The sequence below is a fragment of the Nevskia ramosa DSM 11499 genome (genome assembly GCF_000420645.1).
In the GTDB taxonomy this organism is placed as follows: Bacteria; Pseudomonadota; Gammaproteobacteria; order Nevskiales; family Nevskiaceae; genus Nevskia; species Nevskia ramosa.
Genome location: NZ_ATVI01000007.1, coordinates 23,765 through 46,024, shown reverse-complemented (window position 1 = coordinate 46,024; position 22,260 = coordinate 23,765). Strand labels below are relative to the sequence as shown.

Genomic DNA, 22,260 nt, shown 5'->3' with positions numbered 1-22,260 from the left:
TCACTGATTTCTGAATCTGTCATGACCAAGATTGAACAGCCTTTTCTGAAGAACGCGCTCGCCGGCGTCATGGCGCTGGAGCCGTATTCGCCCGGCATGCCGATCGACGAGCTGCAGCGCCGTCTCGGCCTGTCCGATGTCATCAAGCTGGCCTCGAACGAGAATCCGCTGGGCCCGAGCCCGCAGGTCAAGGCAGCGCTCGCCGAGCACGCGGCGAGCGGCAATGTCTCGCTGTATCCGGATGGCGGCGGCTTTCGTCTGAAGAAGAAGATCGCCGAATTCCACGGCATCGAAGCAGAGCGGATCACGCTAGGCAATGGCTCCAACGATCTGCTCGAATTCATCGCCCGCGTCTTCCTCGGCCCGGGCCGCAAGGCCTTGTTCTCGGAATACTGCTTCGCGGTCTATCCGCTGGCGACGCTGGCCCAGAACGCTGAAGCGATCGTTGCCAAGGCGTTGCCGTCGGATCACCCGACGATGCCCTACGGCCATGATCTCGATGCGTTCGCCGCGGCGCTGACGCCGGAGGTCAGCGTGGTGATGATCGCCAACCCGAACAACCCGACCGGTACCTGGGTCGAGGCCGCACCACTCGAAGCCTTCATCGCCCAAGTACCGGCATCGACGCTGATCGTGCTCGACGAGGCCTACATCGAATACTTCGAACCGGGCCTCGCGCCTGCCAGTCGTGCCTGGCTCGACCGCTATCCGAACCTGGTCATCACCCGCACCTTCTCGAAGACCTATGGGCTGGCGGGCCTGCGCGCAGGTTATGCGCTGTCGCATCCGAGCGTGGCTGACCTGCTGAATCGCGTCCGTCAGCCGTTCAACCTGAACATGCTGGCCTTGCTGGCGGCCGAAGTCGCGCTCGGCGATCAGGCGCATGTCGCGGAAGCCGTCGAACTGAATCGCAGCGAGATGGCCCGGCTGAAGGCCGAATTCGACGCGCTGGGTTTGAAGACCCTGCCGTCGCAGGCAAACTTCCTGACCTTCGACCTCGGCCGCGAAGCAGCACCGATTCACAAGGGCTTGCTGGAGCGTGGCGTGATCGTGCGGCCGATGGCCTCGTACCAGATGCCGACCTATCTGCGCGTCAGCATCGGCACCAACGCCGAGAACACGCGCTTCCTCGCGGCGCTGAAGGAAGTGCTGGCGGCGTGAGCGGCGTTGCACCGATCCGCCTCGCGATCGTCGGGCTGGGGCTGATCGGCGGCTCGCTGGCGCGCGCCTTGCGCGAAGCGGGGGCGGTATCGAATATCGCCGGCTTCGATCGTGATCCGGAGCAGATTCGCATCGCGCTGGAACTCGGCGTCATCGATCGCGCTGCGACCGATGCTGCCGATGCGGTGCGCGGTGCCGATGTCGCGGTGATCGCGGTGCCGGTGCTGGCGACAGCAGCGGCCGTTGCGGCTTGCAAGCCGGGGCTGGGGCCGAACACGATCCTGACCGATGTCGGCAGCACCAAGCAGTCGGTGCTCGATGCGGTGATCTCGGTGTTCGGCGACATCCCGCCGCGCTTCGTCGCCGCGCACCCGATTGCCGGCACCGAGAAGAGCGGTGTCGCGCATGCGAAGGCGGATCTGTTTCGCAAGCATCGCCTGATCCTGACGCCGCATCCGGCGCAGGACGCGCAGGCGCTGGCGACCGTCGAAGCATTGTGGACGGCGGTTGGCGCACGTGTCGTCAAGATGGATGCGACCCGTCACGATGCGATCTTCGCCGCGACGTCGCATCTGCCGCATCTGCTCGCCTACAGCTTCGTCGACATGCTCGATCAGCTCGATGGCGCCGATGCCGACATTTTCCCGAACGCTGGCGGTGGCTTCCGCGATTTCACTCGCATCGCGTCATCGAGCCCACGCATGTGGCATGACATCCTGCGTGCCAATGCCGGGCCGGTCGCCAAACTGCTGCGCAAGCAGATCGACGAACTGAACAGCCTGCTGCAGATGATCGAAACTGGCGACTGGGACGCGATGCGTACCGTTTTCGAGCGCGCGCGCGCGGCGCGTGAACGGCACCTGACAAGAATCGAATAGAAACCCGAATAGAGACTTATGAGCACTGATGGCCCCGGTTTGACCTATGTCGTGCAGCCAGGCGGGCAGTTGTCCGGGTCCTTGCGCGTGCCCGGCGACAAGTCGATCTCGCATCGCGCGGTGATGTTCGGCTCGCTGGCCGAAGGCGTGTCGGAAGTGACCGGCTTCCTGACCGGCGAAGACTGCCTGTGCACGATGAAAGCCTTCCAGGCGATGGGCGTGCGGATCGAGCAACTGGGGCCGACGCATCTGCGCGTGCATGGCGTTGGCTTGCATGGTCTGAAAGCGCCTTCGGGCCCGCTGGATCTCGGCAATTCCGGCACTTCGATGCGGCTGATGTCCGGCCTGATGGCGGCGCAGGCGTTCGAGACCACCTTGATCGGTGATGTCTCGCTGTCGAAGCGGCCGATGCGCCGGATCGTCGATCCGCTACGCCAGATGGGCGCGACCATCGCGACGACCGAGAAGGGTACATCGCCACTGAAGTTCTCGGCCGCGGGCGGATTGAAGGCGATTTCCTATGAGTCGCCGGTGGCCAGCGCGCAGGTCAAGAGCGGCATTCTGCTGGCCGGGTTGTACGCCGACGGCAAGACCGAAGTGCGCGAGCCGGAGGCGTCCCGCGACCACACCGAGCGGATGCTGCGTGGCTTCGGCGTCGAGGTGGAAGCGACGCCAGGCTACGCCGCCGTTCGCGGCGGCCAGCGGCTCAAGGCGACCAACATCGAAGTGCCGGCCGATATTTCTTCGGCAACTTTCCCGATGGTGGCGGCCGCGATCGTCCCCGGCTCGGACCTGTTGCTGACCGCCGTCGGCATCAACCCGACGCGCACCGGCATCATCGAAATCCTGCGCCGCATGGGCACGCAGATCGACCTGACCAACGAGCGCCTGTTCGGTGGCGAGCCGGTGGCTGATATCCGGGTTCGTGGCGGGCAGCTTAAGGGCATCGCGATCGGCGGTGATCTGGTTGCTTCGGCGATCGACGAGTTTCCGGCCGTATTCGTGGCGGCCGCCTGTGCCAGCGGCACGACGGTGGTCACCGAGGCTGAAGAACTGCGGGTCAAGGAATCCGACCGCATTGCGGCGATGTGCGATGGCCTGACTGCGCTCGGCGTGTCGGCAATTGCCCAGCCGGATGGCGCAATCATCACTGGCGGCGGTATCGGCGGCGGCACGGTGGATTCGAAGGGCGATCACCGCATCGCCATGAGCTTCGCGATCGCCGGACTGCGTGCGACTGGCGCGATCACCATTCTCGATTGCGCCAACGTCAATACCTCGTTCCCTGGCTTCGTCAGCCTGATGGGCAAGGCCGGCCTGCGGGTCAGCGAGCAGCAGCCCTCGTGACTTCCGCCCTGCCGTTGGTGATTGCGGTGGATGGCCCGAGCGGTGTCGGCAAGGGTGTGGTCACCCGCTGGCTGGCAACCCGAACCGGTTGGCATCGGCTCGACAGCGGTGCGCTGTATCGCATCCTCGCGCTCGCGGCCGTGCATGCCGGCATTCCACTGGATGCGCATGAACGGGTGGCGGCGCTGGCGAGCGATCTGCAGATCCAGTTCATCGGTGAAACCGAGGCGGATGAAGCGATTCTGGTGGGTGGCGCCAACTGGACCCACGAAATCCGCGCTGAGACCACCGGCAATCTCGCGTCGCAGATCGCCACGGCACCGGTGGTGCGGGCTGCGCTGCTGCAGCGGCAGCGTGATTTTCGCACCGCGCCAGGCCTGATCGCCGATGGCCGCGACATGGGCACTGTGGTGTTTACCGATGCGACCTTGAAGATTTTCCTTGATGCGAGCCCCGAGGCGCGAGCGGAGCGCCGCCATCGCCAGTTGAGCAGGAAAGGCGCAAGTGTTAACCTCGACGACCTGTTTGTAGAAGTCCGTGCTCGTGATGAGCGCGACCGCAAGCGAACTGTGGCACCACTGGTTGCCGCGCCCGACGCCGTAGTGATCGACACGACGCGGATGGCGGTACCGGAAGTGCTGGAAAACATTGAAAAACTGCTGGATTCCCGGCAGTTGGATCGATAGAGCGGGACCGTTGCAAAGCGGATTGCCAGGATGGCGATCCTTAAATCCCAGACCATGTTGCCAGGGCGGCTCCATGGAAGCGTTACCTACTTATAGAGCTTGCTGAATGATCGAAAGTGTCGTTGAACTCAGTTTCGCCGAGATGTTTGAAGAAAGCCTCTCAGGCGGCCAGTCGATGCAGCCTGGCACCATCGTTACCGCGCTGGTGCTCGAAGTTAAGGCTGATGTTGTGATCGTCGACGCCGGACTCAAGTCCGAAGGCGTCATCCCCATTGCCGAATTCATGGTCGACGGCGCACCGGCAACGGTGATGGTCGGCGACCGCATCGAAGTGGCGCTGGAAACGGTCGAAGACGGCTTTGGCGAAACCCGCTTCAGCAAGGAAAAGGCCGAACGCATCCGGACCTGGGACCGCCTCACGAAGGCGTTCGAGGGCAAGGAAACCGTCATCGGCATCATCACAGGCAAGGTCAAGGGCGGTTTCACCGTCGATATCGGCAACGTCCGCGCATTCCTGCCGGGTTCGCTGGTCGACGTCCGTCCAGTTCGCGACACCGCGTATCTCGAAGGCAAGCCGCTCGAGTTCAAGGTGATCAAGCTTGATCGCCTGCGCAACAACGTCGTCGTTTCTCGCCGTGAAGTGCTCGAAGCCGAATACTCGGCCGAACGCGACATGCTGCTCGAGAAGCTCCAGGAAGGCGCGATCCTGCGCGGCGTGGTCAAGAACCTCGTCGAGTACGGCGCGTTTGTCGACCTCGGCGGCATCGACGGCCTGCTGCACATCACCGACATGACCTGGAAGCGCATCAAGGATCCGGCGGAAGTCGTGACCGTGGGCGTGGAAATTGAAGTCAAGGTCCTGAAGTACGATCGCGAGCGTCGCCGCGTGTCGCTCGGCCTCAAGCAGCTGGGCGCGGATCCGTGGGTCGACATCGAACGTCGTTACCCGGAAAAGACCCGTCTGTTCGGCAAGATCACCAACATCACCGATTACGGCGCCTTCGTCGAAATCGAGCCGGGTGTCGAAGGTCTGGTCCACGTCTCCGAAATGGACTGGACGAACAAGAACGTCAACCCGGGCAAGCTGGTGCATCTCGGCGACGAAGTCGAAGTCATGATTCTCGACATCGACGAAGAACGTCGCCGCATCAGCCTCGGCATGAAGCAGTGCGTGCCGAACCCATGGGAAGAGTTCTCGCAGAACTTCCAGAAGGGCGACAAGGTCAAGGGCCAGATCAAGTCGATCACCGACTTCGGCATCTTCATCGGTCTGGATGGTGGCATCGACGGTCTCGTCCACCTGTCCGATCTGGACTGGAACGAGCCGGGTGAAACCGCCGTTCGTCGCTATTCGAAGGGTCAGGAACTGGAAGCCACGGTTCTCGCCATCGACGGTACCCGCGAGCGCATCTCGCTGGGCATCAAGCAGATGGGGCAGGATCCGCTCACCATGTTCCTTGCTGACAACCAGAAGGGCCAGATGGTCAAGGGCATCGTCAAGGAAGTCGACGCCAAGGGCGCCGTCATCACCTTGGCAGGTGGCGTCGAGGGCTACATCAAGGCTGGCGATCTGGCGCGCGAGCGCGTCGAAGATGCCACCAAGGTGCTGTCGGTCGGCCAGGAACTCGAGTCGCGCTTCATCGGTGTGGATCGCAAGAACCGCATCGTGACGCTGTCGGTTCGTGCCAAGGAAATCCAGGAAGAAGAAGAAGCCGTGGCCGAGTACAGCCGCAACGCTTCGACTGGCAAGACCAGCCTGGGCGACCTGCTCAAGGAACAGATCGGCGGCAACGACAACTAAGTCGAGCCAGCACCGAGCTTTTCCGCAGCACAGAAGAGCCGCGCAGCTGCGCGGCTCTTTTTTTGTGTCTCGAATTCAGAAAACTGCGCGACAACGGTTGCGCACTGAGCTATTTTTCACTATCGTCGACCGTCCCAAAGGTTTGATCACGCAAGCATTTATGACCAAATCCGAACTGATCGAAGCGCTTGCGCTGAAGCAGACCCACCTGATGCAGAAAGACGTCGAGCTGGCCGTGAAGCTGGTGCTCGACCAGATCAGTGATGCGCTTGCTCATGAGGAGCGGGTGGAGATTCGCGGCTTCGGCAGCTTTGCGCTGCACAGCCGTCCGTCGCGCATCGGCCGCAATCCGAAGACCGGCGAAGCGGTGCAGATTCCGGCCAAGCACGTACCGCATTTCAAGCCCGGCAAGGAAATGCGGGAGCGCGTCAACGCCAGCATCGAGACCACACCGCTGAAGAACCTCTGACCGCCGGTCAGCCGCCGTTTTCTTCACTCCATCGCGGATCGATTTCCCCATGCTTCGAGTGCTGACCGTGATCCTGCTGGCTCTGGTGTTTCTGACCGGCGCCAGCCTCGGCTATTTCAATGCCGAGAGAGTCACTTTCCATTATCTGTTTGGCCAAGCCGAAGTTCGCGTCGCCGTGCTCGTGGCGTTCAGCTTCGTCATCGCGGCGGTGCTGACCCTGGCGCTGTGTGGCCTGCGCATGCTGCGCCTGCATCGCGAAATTCGCCGTCTGCGCAAGGCTCTGCGCGACAGCGAAACCGAGCTCAAGAACCTGCGCAATCTGCCGCTGCTCGGCAGCCGCTGAGCACCGGCCGGCGATGTTCGAAACGCTGTTCTCCTGGGCTTTCCTGCCACTAGGCGTGGTGCTTGGCTTGGCAATGGCCAAGCGCAAGACGCTGGATCGCCCGGCACCTTCGACACCCGGCGAGCCACGGCTGGACATGAATCTGCCGCCGCGGACCGATACCGATCCGATCGAACTGCAGATGACGCTTGGCAGCCTGTTCCGCAAGCGTGGCGATTTCGATCGCGCCATCCAGCTGCATGAAGCCGTGCTGGCGAGACCCGAACTGACTGCGGACGAAGGGGCTCGTGCACGTCTTGAGCTCGCGCAGGATTTCCTGCGCGGTGGGGTGATGGACCGAGCCGAACAGCTGTTGCTCGACCTGGTCGCCGCTGGCCAGCATCTCGGCGAGGCATTGGAACTGTTGCTCGATCTGCATGAGCAGGGCCGAGACTGGCAGCAGGCGATGCGCACTGCGGCCCAATTGCAGGGTGTTCAGGGCAAATCTCAGGCGCGGCGCATTGCCCATCATCACTGCGAGCTGGCGGAAAACGCCCGCCATGACGGCGATCTCGCAACCGCGCATCAGCGTGCCGAAAAGGCTCTCGACTCTGATCACGGCTGCGCGCGTGCCAGCCTGCTGCTTGCCAGCTTGGCCGAAGCGGCCAAGGACTGGAAGGCGGCAATCAAGGCATACACGCGGGCGATTGAGCAGGACGTCCGGTATCTGCCGGAGGTGCTGGCGCCGATGCAGCGCTGCCACCTCGAAAGCGACGATGTCGACGCTTATGTGCAGTTTCTCGACGATGCCGAAGCCGATCACCCGGATTCGCTGGCCGTGGCGCTGGCCAAGGCCGACATCCTGGCCGAGCAGGGTGACAACGCGCAGGCCTATCTGGCGACCCGGCTGATGAAAACGCCGAACTGGCGTGGCCTGCTGGTCTGGATCGACGCCTCGATGCCCGGTTTCGATACGGCGTCCAGCCTGACCGCGGCGTATCGCAAACGTCTGCAAGGGCAGCCGCGTTACAGCTGCAGCAATTGCGGCTTGAAGCCCGGCGTGCTGTTCTGGCAATGCCCGAGCTGCAAGCACTGGGCGACGATCGCACCAGCGAAGGAAGACCTCTGAGTCTGCGCCGGCAACGGCAGTTCGCGGTGGCGGCGCAGCCGTCCTGGGCAGGTGCGCAGCCATGAGCCGTACGGCATTCGTGACCGGTGCCGATGGCTTCATCGGCGTCAATCTGGTCGAAGAACTGCTGGCCCAGGGCTGGCAGGTGACGGCCATGCACCGGGCCGATGCCAAGCTGCAGCGACTTGAACAACTGGCCGCGCAGCGTGTCATCGGCGATGTCACCGATCATCGAAGCCTGCGTGACGCGATGCCGGCGAATATCGATGTGGTGTTTCATGCCGCGACCAATACCTCGCTGTGGTCGCGGCAGCGCATCGAGCAGCTCAAGACCAACGTCAAGGGCACGCGCAATGCGGTGCGTGCAGCTTTGGAAACCGGGGCTGGGCGTTTCATCCATACCTCGAGCCTGGTCGCCTACGGTCTGCATGGCGGCACGGTATCCGAAGACACGCCGTCCCGCGGTCTCGGTTCGACGATCAACTACGTGCGCAGCAAGGCGCTCGCCGAGCGCGAGATCAGGCAGGGCATCAGTCGCGGTCTGAACGCCGTGATCATCAATCCGGCCCACGTCATCGGCCCGCATGACGAACACAACTGGTCGCGAGTGTTCCGGATGGTCGAGCGCGGGCGGCTGCCAGCAATGCCCGGAGGCGGTGGCAGTTTCTGCCATGTGCGCTCGGTGGTTCGCGCGCACGTCGCGGCGGTCGATCGGGGGCGGGCGGGGGCGAACTACCTGCTCGGTGGTGCCGATTCGAGTTACATCGGCCTGGCGCGTGCGATTGCCAAGCTGATGAAGGTGCCGGTCAGGCCGCGTTCCCTGCCATTGCCGGCATTGCGTGCGCTGGCGCGGCTCGACGAGCTGATGTCACCGTTGCTGCGTCGCGAACCGGAGCTGACGGTGGATGCGATCGAGCTGTTGTCGACCACGCTCTACTGCCGGAATGCCAAGGCAGTCGCCGAGCTTGGCTATGAACCGCTACCGCTGGTGACGCTGCTGGAGGACTGCCATCGCTGGATGACCGCCAGTGGCCGCCTCAAGTCAGGTGCAACTGAAACCTGAGGCGCGCCTTACTCGCGCTGCAGCCGGCGCAGCTGATCCTTCGGAATGGTCTCGAGAATTTCCTGACGCTTGGCGCTGAGGCGTGAGCGATCCTGGGTCGTGATGCTGGCCACCCGCAAACCCGCATTCAACTGCTGCAAGGCGCCGCGCACATCGCCGCGACCGTAGTAGTACAGGCACTGCTGATACTGCGCTTCGGCAACGTTGCCGGATGCGCGGGCCGCCGCGGCCAGCAGACGATAGGTGTCGATGCGGGTGCCGAGTGCCTGTTCGTGCGACAGCAGCACGCGCCGCGCTTCATCGGGGCGGTTCGCGGCAATCAGTGCATCGGCATAGGCGAGGATGGCAGGCGGATGACGCGGCACGCCGTTCAGCGTCTTCTCCAGCAAGGCCAGCCCTTCATTGGTCTTGCCCTGGCCGATCAGGATTCGAGCTTCGAGCAGCGGCACGCTGACAGCTTTCGATCCCGCTTTCAGCAAGGGTTCCAGCGCAGCCTGTGCTTCGTCGTAGTGCTCCTGCATCTGCAATGCCATGGCCAGCCCGTACTGGTTCTCCGGGGTCAGCTTGCCGGCGTTCAGTTCGCCTTCGAAGAACGCCGCGATCTCGCTTGCCGAATCGGCCATCAGCACGCGAATGCGCGCCCGCATGATCTCGAAGTCCGGTGAGTTCTTGACGTCGCGCTTCTGGTAGCTCGCCGCGCGGGCCGATGCTTCGGCGATACGCGTCGAGTTGACGGGATGGGTCAGCAGGATTTCAGGCAGACGATTGCCGTACAGGCGCGTCTGCTGTTCGAGCTTGGCGAAGAAGGTGGCCATGCCGTTCGGGTCAAAGCCAGCAGCGGCCAAGGTGCGGATACCGATGCGATCCGCCTCGAACTCGTTCGAACGCGTGTAGCTGACCTGACGGTTGTAGTTGATGCCCTGGCCCAGAGACAACGCGCCGATGACGATGTTCGGGTTCGCGGAACCGGCGATGATCGCAGCGATCACCGCTGCCCAGGTGGCGATGGTGGCGACCTGATCGTCGTTCTGGCCGCGTGCGGCATGGCGCTGGGTGACGTGCGCTTCTTCATGCGCCATGACGCCGGCCACTTCGCTCTCGCTGTTCGCCGCCAGCAGCAGGCCAGCGTTGACGCCGATGTATGCGCCTGGCAGCGCGAAGGCGTTGATGCGCGGATCGGCGATCAGGAAGAAATTGAAGGCGGGCGGTTTCTCGGTCCCGAAGGCGGCCAGACGCCAGCCGAGTGCGGTGAGGTACTCACCGATCTCGATGTCTTCAAGCACGTAGTTGTAGTAGTAAAGCTCGGCTGCAACCTGCTGGCCGATCTCGTTTTCTTCCGCGGGCGACAAGGCCAGATCAGCGGGGTTGCCGATCTCGGGCAGATCGATGATCGGCTGCTCGGCGTTGCTGACGGCACTGACGAACGCCAGCGCAGCGATGGCCAGCGAAAGGAAGGTTTTGCGCATGTAGGAGTTAAGCCCGGGGTAACGTCGAGTTTACGCTTAGAGACCTGCGGCTTACTTAAGTTTCAACACCTTCCTGTGTCTGCAACGTAAAAAACGGACGCCTCCATGCCTCATGGCGATGGTAGACTTCGCCCGATTTTTCGGGGGGACGTCCACGCGGCATGATCTGGGTCGATTACGTCTTCATCGCCATCGTTGCCTTCTCGCTATTGCTGGGCATCTGGCGTGGCCTCGTCCGCGAGGCCATCAGTCTTGCTGCCTTGATTGCAGCCTTCGTCCTGACGGCGCTATACGCGCCCGATCTCGCCCATTGGCTGGAGCCGCACATCGAATCGCCGCTCGGGCGCATTCTGGTTGCCAACGTTCTGGTCTTCCTGTCGGTGATGCTGGTCGGCGCGCTCGTCGCGTGGCTGGCGTCGCGCATCGTCAAAGGCGCCGGGCTTGGCAGTTTTGATCGCATGCTCGGCGGCGCCTTCGGCATCGCCCGCGGTGTGCTGGTGCTGGCGGTGCTGGCCCTGGTCGTACAACTCACCTCGTTGCATCGCGAGCCAGTCGTTCAGCAATCGAAACTGCTGCCAGCCCTTCAGCCGCTGGCCGATGACCTGGCGCGCATTGCGCCAGATGACTGGCTGAACTGGCTCAAGCCGGCCAACCCGCTGCGAAATACGGATTCGGAGTAACAGACATGTGCGGGATTGTCGGAATCGTTGCCAAGAGTCAGGTCAACCAGGAAATCTACGATGGCCTGACGATGCTTCAGCATCGTGGCCAGGATGCCGCCGGCATCATCACCAGCGAAGGTGATCGCCTGTATCTGCACAAGGAGAACGGGCTGGTTCGCGACGTTTTCCACAAGGACGAATACATGGTTCGCCTGCGCGGCAACATGGGCATCGGCCATGTTCGCTATCCGACCGCCGGCACCGCAACCTCGGCCGAAGCGCAGCCGTTCTACACCAACACCCCGTTCGGCGTGTCACTGGCCCACAACGGCAACCTGACCAACGCCGAGCAGCTGAAGCAGGAACTGTTTGCCGAAGATCGCCGGCATCTGAACACCGATTCCGATTCCGAAGTGCTGCTCAACGTCTTCGCCCACGAGCTGATGATGATGGGCTCGCCACGGGTGTCGCCAGAAGACGTGTTCGAGGCCGTATCCCGCGTCCACATTCGCGCGCGCGGTGCCTACGCCGTCGTGGCGATGATCAGCGGTTACGGCGTGGTCGGTTTCCGCGATCCAAACGGCATCCGTCCCGTGGTCTATGGCCGTCGTGAAGGTCCGCACGGCATGGACTACATGATCGCCTCGGAATCGGTCGCGCTCGATGCCGCCGGCTTCGAGCTGATTGCCGACATCGCCCCGGGCGAAGCGGTATGGATCACGCTCGACGGCGAGATTCATGTTCGCCAGTGCGCCATCAATCCGAGCTATTCACCGTGCATCTTCGAGCACGTCTATCTGGCCCGCCCGGACTCGGTGATGGACAAGATCTACGTCTACAAGGCGCGGCTGCGGATGGGCATCAAGCTCGCCGAAAAGATCCTCCGCGAGTGGCCGGATCACGACATCGACGTGGTGATCCCGATTCCGGACACCTCGCGCGTGGCCGGTGCCGAGCTGGCCGCGCGCCTGAACGTCAACTACCGCGAAGGCTTCATCAAGAACCGCTACATCGGCCGCACCTTCATCATGCCGGGCCAGGCTCAGCGCAAGAAAAGCGTGCGCCAGAAGCTGAATCCGATCCCGGTCGAGTTCCGTGGCAAGAACGTGCTGCTGGTCGACGACTCGATCGTGCGCGGCACCACCAGCCAGGAAATCATCCAGATGGCCCGCGACGCTGGCGCCCGCAAGGTCTACTTCGCTTCGGCCGCACCGCCGGTGCGCTATCCGAACGTCTACGGCATCGACATGCCGTCGGTCACCGAACTGGTCGCTCACGGCCGTACCCATGGCGAACTGGAAACCCTGCTCGGCGCCGATCGCCTGATCTACCAGGATCTCGAAGACCTGATCGAAGCCGTGCGCCACAAGCATTCGAAGATCGTCAACTTCGACTGCTCGGTGTTCACCGGCCAGTACGTGACCCAGGATATCGACGACAACTACCTGAACCAGCTCGAGCTGTTCCGCTCGGATTCAGCGAAGGAAGCGCGCCGCATCCGTGGCGGCAACGTGGTCATCGAACTGCACAACGCGCGGCAGGCCCGGTAAGCCCCACTGAGCGCTTAGTAGCCCAGCGCCTGGCGTCGGTCTTCGGCCGTCGGCAGCGGCGGTACTTTTTCGTCGATCACCGGAAGCTCGCGTGACCAGTGGCGATTGAGTTCGACCAGTGCTTCGGCGCCGGTCTCGACATCGAAGCTATCGATGATCGCCTTGACCGGACACACCGGCACACAAGCCGCACAGTCGATGCAGACATCGGGATCGATGTACAGACGCTGTCCGGAGCCATGGAAGCAATCGACCGGGCAGATGCTCACGCATTCGGTGTAGCGGCAGGCTTCGCAGTTGTCGGTGACGACGTGTGGCATTAGGCCAGCCCCACTTCGACGCGATTGTCGGAGAACGTCGGTGCGCCGCCCAAGTCGGCGAGGGCCGTGGGATTCAGCGCAGCGGGAGTGGCCTGCGCGCGCGAGCTGGCGATCCAGTGACCCATCGGCGCGATGACCACGCCCGGCATTGCCTCATCGCCGACCTTGGCAACTGCCACGAACGAGCCGCGATCGTTGTGCACGCGGACCACGTCGTCACTGCGGATGCCGCGCACAGTGGCGTCGGACGGATGAAGAAACAGCTTCTGCTCGCCTTCGCGCGAAGCCTGCCGGCGAAGATTGCAGTAGGTCGAGTTGAGGAAGGAATGGCTCTTCGGCGACATCATCGCCAGCGGATAGCGGGCAGGGCGCCGCTGTTCGCCGCCACCGGATTCATTCGGCGGCCGATAGGTCGGCAGCGCCGGCACCGGCGAGCCATCCTGATGATCGTTCGATCCCTGGCGGAAAGTCGGCAGCACGAAGTTGCCGCCGGCGGCCATCGACGCCTTCAGCTCCACCTTGCCCGATGGCGTCGGGAAGCCACCCTGCGCATGCGGCGCGAATACGTCTGCCGCCGGCAGATTCAGGCGTGCCCAGCCCTGTTCTTCCAGAGACTCCATGGTGATGCCTTGCATCGCGGGACTGGCCCAATCCATCGCATCGCGCATGATCTGTTCATCGCTGCGATAAAAAAACGGATCTTCGAAACCCATGGTGGTGGCAAGCCGACGGAACAGTTCCGCGTTGGCCACGGATTCTCCCAGCGGCGCGATCGCCTGCCGGTTCAGGGTGAGATACAGATGACCCCAGGAGAACATCAGATCCACCTGTTCAACCTGCGTGGTCGCCGGCAGCACGATGTCGGCGTAGCGCGCCGTATCGGTCAGAAACTGCTCGCTGACGACGGTGAACAGGTCTTCGCGCGCCAGGCCTTCCTTGAGCAGCAACTGGTTGGGCGCCACCACCAGCGGGTTGCTGTTGTAGACGAACAGCGAACGGACCGGCGGATCAAGCTTGAGGTCGCCGGTCAGCGCGCGGCCGAGCTGCCACTGGTTGACGACGCGGGTGCCGGGTGTCGCCAGATCGGCACGGTGCAGCACGTCCCAGCGAACCGGAAACGCCCACAGCGGCAACTGCAGCAAGCCACCACCCGGTTTGCGCCAGGCGCCGACCAGTGCCGGCAGACAGGCGAGGGCGCGGACCAATTGCCCGCCACCTGCCGAGCGTTCGATCGCCACGCCGATGCGGATCGCCGATGGCTGCGCGGTGGCGTACTCGCGGGCCAAGCTGCGGATCACCTCGGCGTCGATTCCGGTTTCCTGCGCCGCGAATTCGGGCGTATACGGCGCCACGTGCTCGGCAAGCTCTTCGAAGCCGATGGTGTAACGGTCGACGTAATCCTGGTCGACCAGACCTTCGCGGATGATCACGTGGATCAACGCGAGCGCCAGTGCGCCGTCGGTGCCGGGGCGCACTCTGATGTGCTGGTCCGCCATCGCCGAGGTGCCGGTCTTGACCGGGTCGATGACGATCACCTTGGCGCCGTTCTTCTTCGCCCGGTCCACGAACGGCCACATGTGGGCGTTGGTGCTGAGCATGTTGCAAGCCCAGAGGATGATCAGGCGCGAGTGCTGGAAGCTTTCCGGATCCATGCCTGGCGTCGGTCCCACGGTCATCACATAAGCAGTGGACGCACCTGAGTCGCAGAAGCTGCGCTCCGAAACGGTCGCGCCGAGTTTGTTGAAGAAAGGATCACCGACGGTGAGGCCGTTGACCAGCCCCTGGGTGCCGAGATAGCTGTACGGCAGGATCGCGGTCGGGCCGTCGTCGGCGATGATCGCCCTCCATTTCTCGCCGATGGTGGCGAGCGCTTCATCCCAGGAAATGCGCTCGAACTCGCCCGAGCCCTTGGGCCCGGTGCGGCGCAGCGGATGCAATATCCGGTCAGCGTGGTAGACGCGCTCCTGATAGTGATTGGTCTTCGCGCACAAACGGCCTTGCGTGAACGGATGCACCGGGTTGCCCTGGACACCGGTCACCTTGCCGTCCTGCACCAAGACCCGCATCGAGCAGGTGTCCGGACAATCGTGGGGACAGGCGCCGATCACCGTGGCGTCGTTCAAGAGCTGGGTCGGCATGGCGTTCCTCGCGTGTTTCAGGGAATGCAGCTGGCGGCGTTGGCGTTGATCGAAGAATGCTGCAGCCCGGCGATGGATTCAACCGGGCCGACAACCATCGCTTCGATCAATGCGTGATGATTTTTTCGCGCCCCTGCTGCGGCGTCATCCCGGTCCATTCCCGATAGGCGCGGGTGAAAGCGCTGTGCTCGGAATAGCCGAGCAGCAGCGCGATATCGACGATCTGCAATCCCGGATCACGCAGGTAGGATTCGGCAAGTTCCCGACGCACCAGACCCAGCTCTTCGCGGAAGCCCGTGCCCGCTGCCTTGAGCCGGCGCTGCAGTGTTCGCGATGCACAGCGGAGCTGCGCCGATACCGCTTCGATGTCCGGCTCGCCCGCGTGCAGCAGGTAGGCGGTGGCCTTGCGGACCTGCTCGACGACGGCGTCTTCCTGCGGCAGTTGCTCCAGCAGCTGATCGGCGTGGCGCTCCATCACCGCGATCAGGCCGGCATCCGGGCTCTTCAGCGGTAGCGCCAGCGTGTCCAGGCTGACCCGCAGTAGTGCTTCCGGTTGACCGAACATCACCGGGCAGCGGAAGTAGTCCTCGTAAGGCCGCACATCGGCGGGGCCGGGACTGGTGAAGTGCACCAGCAAGGGCGACACCGGCGTGCGAACCATACTGCGGCAGAACGCCGTCACCACGGTCAGGCCGTTCTCGCCGACCAGCCGGCCGGGATGGAACTGCGAGCTGTCCCAGACCAATTCCACCCAGCCGGGGCCTGGGCGACTGCTCATCGGAATGACGTCGAAAACCAGGCGCTGGTAACGCTCCAGGCGCTCCAGCGCCGCGGCCAGGTTGTGGCAGGCCAGCAGCACGTAGCCGAGCACGCCGAGGTGTCGCGGCGTGATGGTCTGGCCGAGATGCAGGCCGAGCAGGGGATCGTCGAGATGCTGCGCAGCCCGATCCAGCATGCCGGCCCAGCGTTCCACTGCGACGCCACCACCCTGCGCGGCAGGCCAGGGCTCGCCAAGTACCGCCTCCGGCGAATGGCCGCGCGCGTCGAGATATTCGTACACCAGCTGCACGAAGGATTCCGGAACCACACGCCGATGCAGCGGTTTTCCCACGAGACCTCCTCGGTTCCGAGTGGCGCAAAGTGTCAAGCGCGTCGTCGGCAATCGTCAAGAGCGGCCGCTGCTTTCCATCCAGCATGGCTCTAACCAATAAGAACGATCTGGAAGGAGACGACGATGGAATTCAGCAACGAGCAAGTCATGCCCGCGCCGCTCGAGCGCGTCGAGAAGATGTATTGGGATCTCGCCTTCGTGCCGCGCAAGTACCGGGAACTGGGCCTGCAGGACATCGAGGTGGTGTCCCAGAAAAAGGAGGGCCGCGAGCTTCAAATCTGCTGCAACTTCAAGATGAAGCCCAGCATCGAACTGCCCAAGATCGCCCAGAAGTTTGTCCGCGGCGGCGAAGCGCTGGCCGTTACCCAGACCGATACCTGGGACATGCAGACGCGAACCGGCCGTCTGGACATCGTCATCCACGCCTTCAAGACCGTGACCATCCGCTGCGACATGAAGCTGGAAGCGCACCCGCAAGGCGCGGTCAATCGCATGCGCTGGAAGATCGAAAGCTCGATGCCGCTGATCGGCGGCACGATCGCGAAGATTCTCGCTCAGGACATCCAGAGCAAGTTCAAGGACGATGCCGCTGCCGCCAACCGGGTTCTAAAGGACTACTGATGGCCACGACCCTCGAAGTCCGCTTCGACTCCGGCGATGCCTGGTGCAGCGCCTCGCTTTACCGGCCAGACGGCTCCGGCCCGCATCCGGTAATCGTCATGGGCCATGGCCTCGGCGGCCTGCGGCAGATGCGCCTGCCGGCGTTTGCCGAGCGCTTCGTCGACGCCGGTTACGCCTGTCTGGTGTTCGACTACCGGCACTTCGGTAGCAGCGGTGGCGAACCGCGCCAGCTGCTCGATATCAAGCGGCAGTTGCAGGACTGGCAATCAGCCCTGCGCTACGTGCGTGGTCGCGCGGAGTTGAACAGCGCGAAGATCGTTCTCTGGGGATCATCCTTCGGCGGTGGTCACGTGCTGGTCGCCGCTGCCGACGATGGCAAGGTCGCAGCAGTGGTTTCCCAATGTCCGTTCACTGACGGCCTGTCTTCCGCGATGGCGGCCAACCCGATCAGTTCGGCGAAGGTCACGGCGCTCGCAGCACTGGACAAGCTCGGAGCGTCCTTCGGGCGAGCACCGATCATGGTCGCGCTTGCTGGCCAGCCCGGTGCGGCGGCGCTGATGACGGCGCCGGACTGCGAACCGGGCTACCTGCGGCTGGTGCCGCCGGGCCTTGCCTTCCAGAACCAGGTCGCGGCGCGCTTCGGCCTAGACATCGTGCGGTATTTCCCCGGCCGCCGAACGAGCGACATCACTTGCCCGGTGCTGTTCTGCGTCTGCGAAACCGACACCGTGGCGCCGGCCAAGGCGACCTTGCGCCATGCGCGCAAGGCACCGAAGGGCGAGATCAAGCGCTATCGCGATGGTCACTTCGACATCTATGTCGGCGAAGGCTTCGAGCGAGTGGTCGGCGATCAGATCGAGTTCCTGCGGCGGCACATCCCGACGGCCTGATCGCTGGATTTGCAGCGCCGTCGAACGGCTAGGCTGCAAGGATGCGGACGTGGCAGAGTCCTTCCGTCTCGTGCCGCCAGCAAAACTATAAAAGAGGGGAGAGCCGATGCAGACCGATCCGAGTCCGATGCGCAGCGCGCCGTCTTTGTGGTCGCGCGTCACCGCCGTCACCGATTACTTCGCCTTTCCGCTGCGAACCTCGCATTACGTGGAGCTGGTCAATCCGCTCTGGGCTCGCCATTCGCTGCAGGCCCGAGTCGAGAAAGTCTGGGACGAGACCAAGGATGCCCGTACGCTGACTCTGCGCCCCGGCGTCAACTGGCGCGGCCATCGGGCTGGCCAGCATGCACGACTCGGCGTGCCGATCGGCGGCATGCACTACACCCGCACCTACACGATCTCCTCGGCGCCGGAGCGCGATGACCGCTGCATCACGATCACCGTGAAGGCGATCGCCGGCGGCCGCATGTCGCATCACCTGGTGCGCAATGTGAAGCCCGGTGACTACCTGCCGCTGGGCCTGCCGCAAGGCGATTTCTATCTGCCCGATGCGCAGCCGGTGAAGCCGCTGTTCATCACCGCCGGCAGCGGCATCACGCCGGCGATGAGCATGCTGCGTGGACTGATCGCCCAGGAACGCCTGCCGGACACCGCGCACATCCATTACGCCCCGCACGAATTCGATGTGATCTTCGGTGCCGAGCTGCGGGCGATGGCGGCGACTCATTCCCGTTACAAGCTGAATCTGCAGTTGACCCGGGAAATCGGTGTCGAGAGTTCCGAGGCGCGGCATTTCTCCGCGGCGCAGCTGGAGGCGCTATGTCCGGACTGGCGCGAGCGCGAGGTTTACGCCTGCGGTCCGCAATCGCTGCTCGAAGCGCTGGAGCGACATTGGCAAGGCGCCGGCCTGTCGCGGCGGCTGCATGTGGAACGTTTCCGTGCTGCCTATGCCGGCGTTCCGGCCGATGCCGTCGGCGGCAAGGTGAGCTTCTGCAAGAGCCGCATCGTCGCGCAGGGCGATCACCTGACGCCGCTGCTGCGCGTTGCCGAGGATGCCGGCATGAATCCACCGCATGGCTGCCGGATGGGCATCTGCCACACCTGCAACACCCGGCTGCTCGGTGGCTGCGTACGCGATCTGCGCACCGGCAAGCTGCTCAACGAAGTGGGCGCCATCGTCCAGACCTGCATCTGCGCCGCTGCCGGCGATTGTGAAATCGACCTCTGAGGACCCCGAACCATGAACAGCGCCGGCATGCCCGTGGACCTCAGCGACGCCCAGATCGAAGAATTCGGACGCGAGATGGATGCCATCCGCGACGAAGTGTTCGACAGCCGCGGCGAACGCGATCGCCGCTACATCCTGCGAGTGATCCGCACCCAGCGGACCCTGGCCGTGGTCGGCCGCTTCATCATCTACGCCGGCCTGTTTTTCGTGCCGGCCTGGGGCCACGCGCTGGCCGGCTGGTGGACCACGCTGGCGATCATCGGCCTGGGCACGGCGATGCTCGGCACCGCCAAGATTCTCGAGAACATGGAGATCGCCCACAACGTGATGCACGCGCAATGGGACTGGATGAAGGATCCGGAGATTCAGTCGAACACCTGGGAATGGGACACGATGGGCCCATCCGATCGCTGGATGCATTCCCACAACGTGGTGCACCACACCTGGACCAATGTGGTCGGCAAGGATCTCGATGTCGGCTACGGAATCATGCGGGTCACGCCGATGCAGAAATGGCATCCGGCCTATTTGTTCCAGCCGATCGCCTTCCTGCTGCTGATGCTGCTGTTCGAGGAGGGCGTGGCCCTGCACGAGCAGGCGATCGACGATCACATGAAGGGCCGCAAGACCTTCGCCGAGATCAAGCCGGTGCTCGCCCATATCGGCCGCAAGGCCGGGCGGCAGATCGTCAAGGACTACATCGCCTGGCCGGCAGCGGCGGCACTGGTTGCCATCCCGATTTCGTTCTACGTGCCCTGGTCACCGTGGGCGGTGTTCGGCATGGTCGCGGCGGCGAATGCGATCGCCAACGTGATGCGCAACATCTGGACCTTCACGATCATCTTCTGCGGCCACTTTCCGTCCGGCGCCTACAACTTCAGCCAGAAACAGGTGGAGGGCGAGACGCGGGCGCGCTGGTATCTGCGGCAGCTGCTCGGCTCCTGCAACATCAAGGGCGGCAAACTGTTCCACTTGCTGGCCGGCAATCTGTCTCACCAGATCGAACACCATCTGTTTCCGGACATGTGCAGCAACCGCTACGCGGAAGTTGCGCCAAGAGTGCAGGCGCTGGCCGCACGCTACGGCCTGCCGTACAACACCGGCTCGCTGATGCGGCAGTTCGGCACCACCTGGCTGAAGAACCTGCGCCTGGCTTTTCCAGGCGGCGAGGCGCTCGATCCGGCGCGTGCCCACCCAGCCCAATCAAGGGCGTAGCGGCGACCCTTCGAGCACGAAGACCTTCGGCGTGCCGGCGGTCGCCGACGGCGCGACCCAGACTTCGAACTCGCCCGGTTCGGCGATGAAGTTCATCGCGGCGTCGTAGAAGCAGAGATCGGCGCGTGTCAGCTTGAAGCTCACCACGCGCGATGCGCCCGCGGCGAGTTTCAGCTTCTGGATGCCTTTCAGTTCGCGTACTGGCCGGGTGAGGCTGGCTACTCGGTCGTGGATGTAGAGCTGCACCGTTTCCTCGGCTTCGCGAGTCCCGATGTTGGTCAGCTTCGTGCGGATCGTGATCGCGCCATCCCAGGCCAGCTTGCCGCTGCCGACCTCCGGTTCGCCGTAGCGGAACTGGGAGTAGGTGAGCCCATGGCCGAACGGAAACAGCGCCTCATGGGTGACGTAGCGATAGCGCGTTTTCCAGTAGGGGTCCTTGGGATTGGTCTGCGGCCGGCCGGTGTTGCGATGGCCGTAGAAGAACGGCTGCTGGCCTGAGGACTGTGGAAAGCTGACGGGCAGGCGGCCGGAAGGTGAGTGATCGCCAAACAGCACATCGGCGATCGCGTTGCCGGTTTCGGTGCCCAGGAACCAGGTGACTACGATCGCCGAGGCATCGCGCACCGCGCCTTCCAGCGCCAGCGCGCGGCCGTTGCGCAGCAGCACGATCACCGGCTTGCCGACATCGACGATCGCCTCCGCGAGCGCCTGCTGCACGGCCGGCAGCAGGATGTCCGCCCGCGACGCAGCTTCGCCGGACATGTCCTGTGACTCGCCCAGCGCCAGCAGCACGATGTCGGCGGCCTTGGCTGCGGCCACGGCCTCATCAAGACCACCGCGAATGATCTGCTCCGGATCGCAGCCTTTCACCACCTTGAGCGACGCCGGATCACGCAAGACTGCGCGCAGGCCTTGTTCCAGACTCACGGCGTCCTTCATGTCCGAGAACGGCGACCAGGGGCCGGCAAGATTGTCGGCATCGGCACCGAAAGGGCCGATCAGCGCGATCTTCTGGCTGGACTTGCGCAGCGGCAGCAGCTGTCCTTCGTTCTTCAGCAGCACGATCGAGGCGCGGGCACTTTCACGAGCAAGGCTGCGCGCGGCCGGCGTATGGGTATCGCGCTGCTCGACCACGGGATCGAGCGAGCGATAGGGATTGTCGAACAGGCCCAGCAGCTTCTTGACCCGCAGCACTCGCCGAACGGCTTCGTCGACCACCGCCATCGGCACCTCTCCGCGCTCGACCAGCGAGGGCAGGTGGAGGTTGTACAGATCGCTCTGCATGCTGATGTCGACACCGGCAAGGATCGCCAGGCGCGTGGCATCGCGATCGTCGCGGGCGACACCGTGCATCACCAGTTCGCGGTCGGCGGTGTAGTCCGAAACGACGATGCCGCGAAACTTCCATTGCTCGCGCAGCAGGCCGGTGAGCAGCGGCCGATGGGCCATCATCGGCACGCCGTTGAGATCGTTGAAGGCACTCATCGTCGACAGCGCGCCAGCGTCGAATGCCGCCTTGAACGGCGGCAGATAGACCTCGTGCAAGGTCTGCTCGGACATCTCGACGCTGTTGTAGTCCATGCCGCCGATGGCGCCACCGTAGCCGACGAAATGCTTGGGGCAGGCGAGCAGGCTGTCCGCGTCCGACAGACGTTGACCCTGGAAGCCGCGCACCCGTGCCGCTGCGAACAGCGAGCCGAGATAAGGGTCTTCGCCAGCGCCTTCGGCGACTCGGCCCCAGCGCTGGTCGCGGCCGATGTCGATCATCGGCGCGAACGTCCAGTGGATGCCGTTGGCACTGGCCTCGATAGCGGCAGCGCGCGCCGTGCGTTCGGCAAGACCAGGATCGAAGCTCGCCGTTTCGCCGAGCGGAATCGGGAACACCGTGGCAAAGCCGTGCAGCACGTCGGCGCCGAACAGCAGCGGAATCTTCAAGCGCGATTCCTCGATCGCCAGCCGCTGCAGCGCTCGGCCTTCGGCTGCACCGACGCCGTTGAACAGCCCGATCAAACGACCTTCGCGAATGCGCTGCGCAAGCCCGTTATCGATCTTTGGGCCAGCGTCCGGGTTGATCTGCCGACGCGTGCCGATACGCATGGGATCGGAATAGATGCTGAGCTGACCGGCTTTCTCCGCCAGGGTCATGCGGGCGATCAGCGCCTCGATGTCAGCTTCGTCGTGATCGCGGTTCAGCGTCTGTCCG

At 63.8% G+C, this 22,260-nt stretch carries 20 protein-coding genes; 15 read left to right on the top strand and 5 right to left on the bottom strand.

Going from position 1 to position 22,260, the window contains the following annotated elements:
- Positions 1–21: 21 nt before the first annotated feature.
- The 9 genes from hisC (at position 22) to G513_RS0111555 (ending at position 8,856) form a co-directional block, all read left to right on the top strand.
- A complete protein-coding gene (gene hisC / locus G513_RS0111595) occupies positions 22–1,161 on the top strand; it encodes a histidinol-phosphate transaminase (RefSeq protein ID WP_022977012.1) in 1,140 nt (379 codons plus the stop codon).
- Positions 1,158–2,039 (top strand): prephenate dehydrogenase, encoded by an 882-nt coding sequence (locus tag G513_RS26125; protein WP_028475444.1) that lies wholly within the window; start codon positions 1,158–1,160, stop codon positions 2,037–2,039. Before hisC ends, G513_RS26125 begins: the two co-directional genes overlap by 4 nt.
- A gap of 18 nt (positions 2,040–2,057) precedes the next feature.
- Complete coding sequence (gene aroA, locus G513_RS26120; protein WP_028475443.1) at positions 2,058–3,386, top strand: 3-phosphoshikimate 1-carboxyvinyltransferase; 1,329 nt, start codon at positions 2,058–2,060, stop codon at positions 3,384–3,386.
- Complete coding sequence (gene cmk / locus G513_RS0111580; protein WP_022977011.1) at positions 3,383–4,072, top strand: (d)CMP kinase; 690 nt, start codon at positions 3,383–3,385, stop codon at positions 4,070–4,072. The genes aroA and cmk overlap by 4 nt, the downstream gene beginning before the upstream one ends.
- A 106-nt stretch (positions 4,073–4,178) precedes the next feature.
- Positions 4,179–5,873, top strand: a complete 1,695-nt coding sequence (gene rpsA, locus G513_RS0111575; RefSeq protein ID WP_022977010.1) for a 30S ribosomal protein S1 — start codon at positions 4,179–4,181, stop codon at positions 5,871–5,873.
- Positions 5,874–6,033: 160 nt separating this feature from the next.
- Positions 6,034–6,342, top strand: coding sequence for an integration host factor subunit beta (locus G513_RS0111570; protein WP_022977009.1), 309 nt, complete (start codon positions 6,034–6,036; stop codon positions 6,340–6,342).
- A gap of 49 nt (positions 6,343–6,391) precedes the next feature.
- A complete protein-coding gene (locus G513_RS0111565; protein WP_022977008.1) occupies positions 6,392–6,685 on the top strand; it encodes a LapA family protein in 294 nt (97 codons plus the stop codon).
- A gap of 13 nt (positions 6,686–6,698) precedes the next feature.
- Positions 6,699–7,793 (top strand): tetratricopeptide repeat protein, encoded by a 1,095-nt coding sequence (locus tag G513_RS0111560; protein WP_022977007.1) that lies wholly within the window; start codon positions 6,699–6,701, stop codon positions 7,791–7,793.
- 61 nt (positions 7,794–7,854) lie between these two features.
- Complete coding sequence (locus G513_RS0111555; RefSeq protein ID WP_022977006.1) at positions 7,855–8,856, top strand: SDR family NAD(P)-dependent oxidoreductase; 1,002 nt, start codon at positions 7,855–7,857, stop codon at positions 8,854–8,856.
- Between the two features lie 8 nt (positions 8,857–8,864).
- Here G513_RS0111555 and G513_RS22670 read toward each other — a convergent pair whose 3' ends face one another.
- Positions 8,865–10,322, bottom strand: coding sequence for a M48 family metalloprotease (locus tag G513_RS22670; protein WP_022977005.1), 1,458 nt, complete (start codon positions 10,320–10,322; stop codon positions 8,865–8,867).
- Between the two features lie 161 nt (positions 10,323–10,483).
- Here G513_RS22670 and G513_RS22665 point away from each other — a divergent pair, with 161 nt between their 5' ends.
- On the top strand, positions 10,484–11,002 hold the full coding sequence (locus G513_RS22665) for a CvpA family protein (RefSeq protein WP_022977004.1): 519 nt from the start codon (positions 10,484–10,486) through the stop codon (positions 11,000–11,002).
- Between the two features lie 5 nt (positions 11,003–11,007).
- Positions 11,008–12,534 carry an amidophosphoribosyltransferase gene (purF, locus tag G513_RS0111540; protein ID WP_022977003.1) on the top strand — a complete coding sequence of 509 codons (1,527 nt, stop codon included), beginning with the start codon at positions 11,008–11,010 and terminating at the stop codon, positions 12,532–12,534.
- Positions 12,535–12,548: 14 nt separating this feature from the next.
- Here purF and G513_RS26480 read toward each other — a convergent pair whose 3' ends face one another.
- From G513_RS26480 to G513_RS0111520, 3 genes are all read right to left on the bottom strand, one after another.
- Positions 12,549–12,854: a ferredoxin family protein gene (locus tag G513_RS26480; RefSeq protein WP_022977002.1), complete on the bottom strand. Its 306-nt coding sequence runs from the start codon at positions 12,852–12,854 to the stop codon at positions 12,549–12,551.
- On the bottom strand, positions 12,854–14,992 hold the full coding sequence (locus G513_RS0111530) for a molybdopterin-containing oxidoreductase family protein (RefSeq protein WP_022977001.1): 2,139 nt from the start codon (positions 14,990–14,992) through the stop codon (positions 12,854–12,856). The genes G513_RS26480 and G513_RS0111530 overlap by 1 nt, the downstream gene beginning before the upstream one ends.
- Before the next feature lie 106 nt (positions 14,993–15,098).
- Positions 15,099–16,103, bottom strand: a complete 1,005-nt coding sequence (locus tag G513_RS0111520) for an AraC family transcriptional regulator (RefSeq protein ID WP_022976999.1) — start codon at positions 16,101–16,103, stop codon at positions 15,099–15,101.
- A 123-nt stretch (positions 16,104–16,226) separates the two neighbouring features.
- On the opposite strand from G513_RS0111520, the gene G513_RS0111515 reads away from it, so the two are divergent.
- The 4 genes from G513_RS0111515 (at position 16,227) to G513_RS0111500 (ending at position 20,057) form a co-directional block, all read left to right on the top strand.
- The gene (locus tag G513_RS0111515) at positions 16,227–16,724 is read left to right on the top strand and encodes a DUF2505 domain-containing protein (protein ID WP_022976998.1); all 498 of its coding nucleotides are present in this window, start codon (positions 16,227–16,229) and stop codon (positions 16,722–16,724) included.
- Positions 16,724–17,614 (top strand): alpha/beta hydrolase, encoded by an 891-nt coding sequence (locus G513_RS0111510; protein WP_022976997.1) that lies wholly within the window; start codon positions 16,724–16,726, stop codon positions 17,612–17,614. Before G513_RS0111515 ends, G513_RS0111510 begins: the two co-directional genes overlap by 1 nt.
- Positions 17,615–17,720: 106 nt before the next feature.
- Entirely contained in the window at positions 17,721–18,842 is a 1,122-nt protein-coding gene (locus G513_RS0111505; protein ID WP_022976996.1) for a ferredoxin reductase, read from the top strand.
- 12 nt (positions 18,843–18,854) lie between these two features.
- Complete coding sequence (locus G513_RS0111500) at positions 18,855–20,057, top strand: fatty acid desaturase family protein (protein ID WP_022976995.1); 1,203 nt, start codon at positions 18,855–18,857, stop codon at positions 20,055–20,057.
- On the opposite strand, the gene G513_RS0111495 is transcribed toward G513_RS0111500, so the two are convergent.
- Complete coding sequence (locus tag G513_RS0111495; RefSeq protein WP_033417720.1) at positions 20,046–22,202, bottom strand: glycoside hydrolase family 3 N-terminal domain-containing protein; 2,157 nt, start codon at positions 22,200–22,202, stop codon at positions 20,046–20,048. The genes G513_RS0111500 and G513_RS0111495 overlap by 12 nt on opposite strands.
- Between the last annotated feature and the right edge of the window lie 58 nt (positions 22,203–22,260).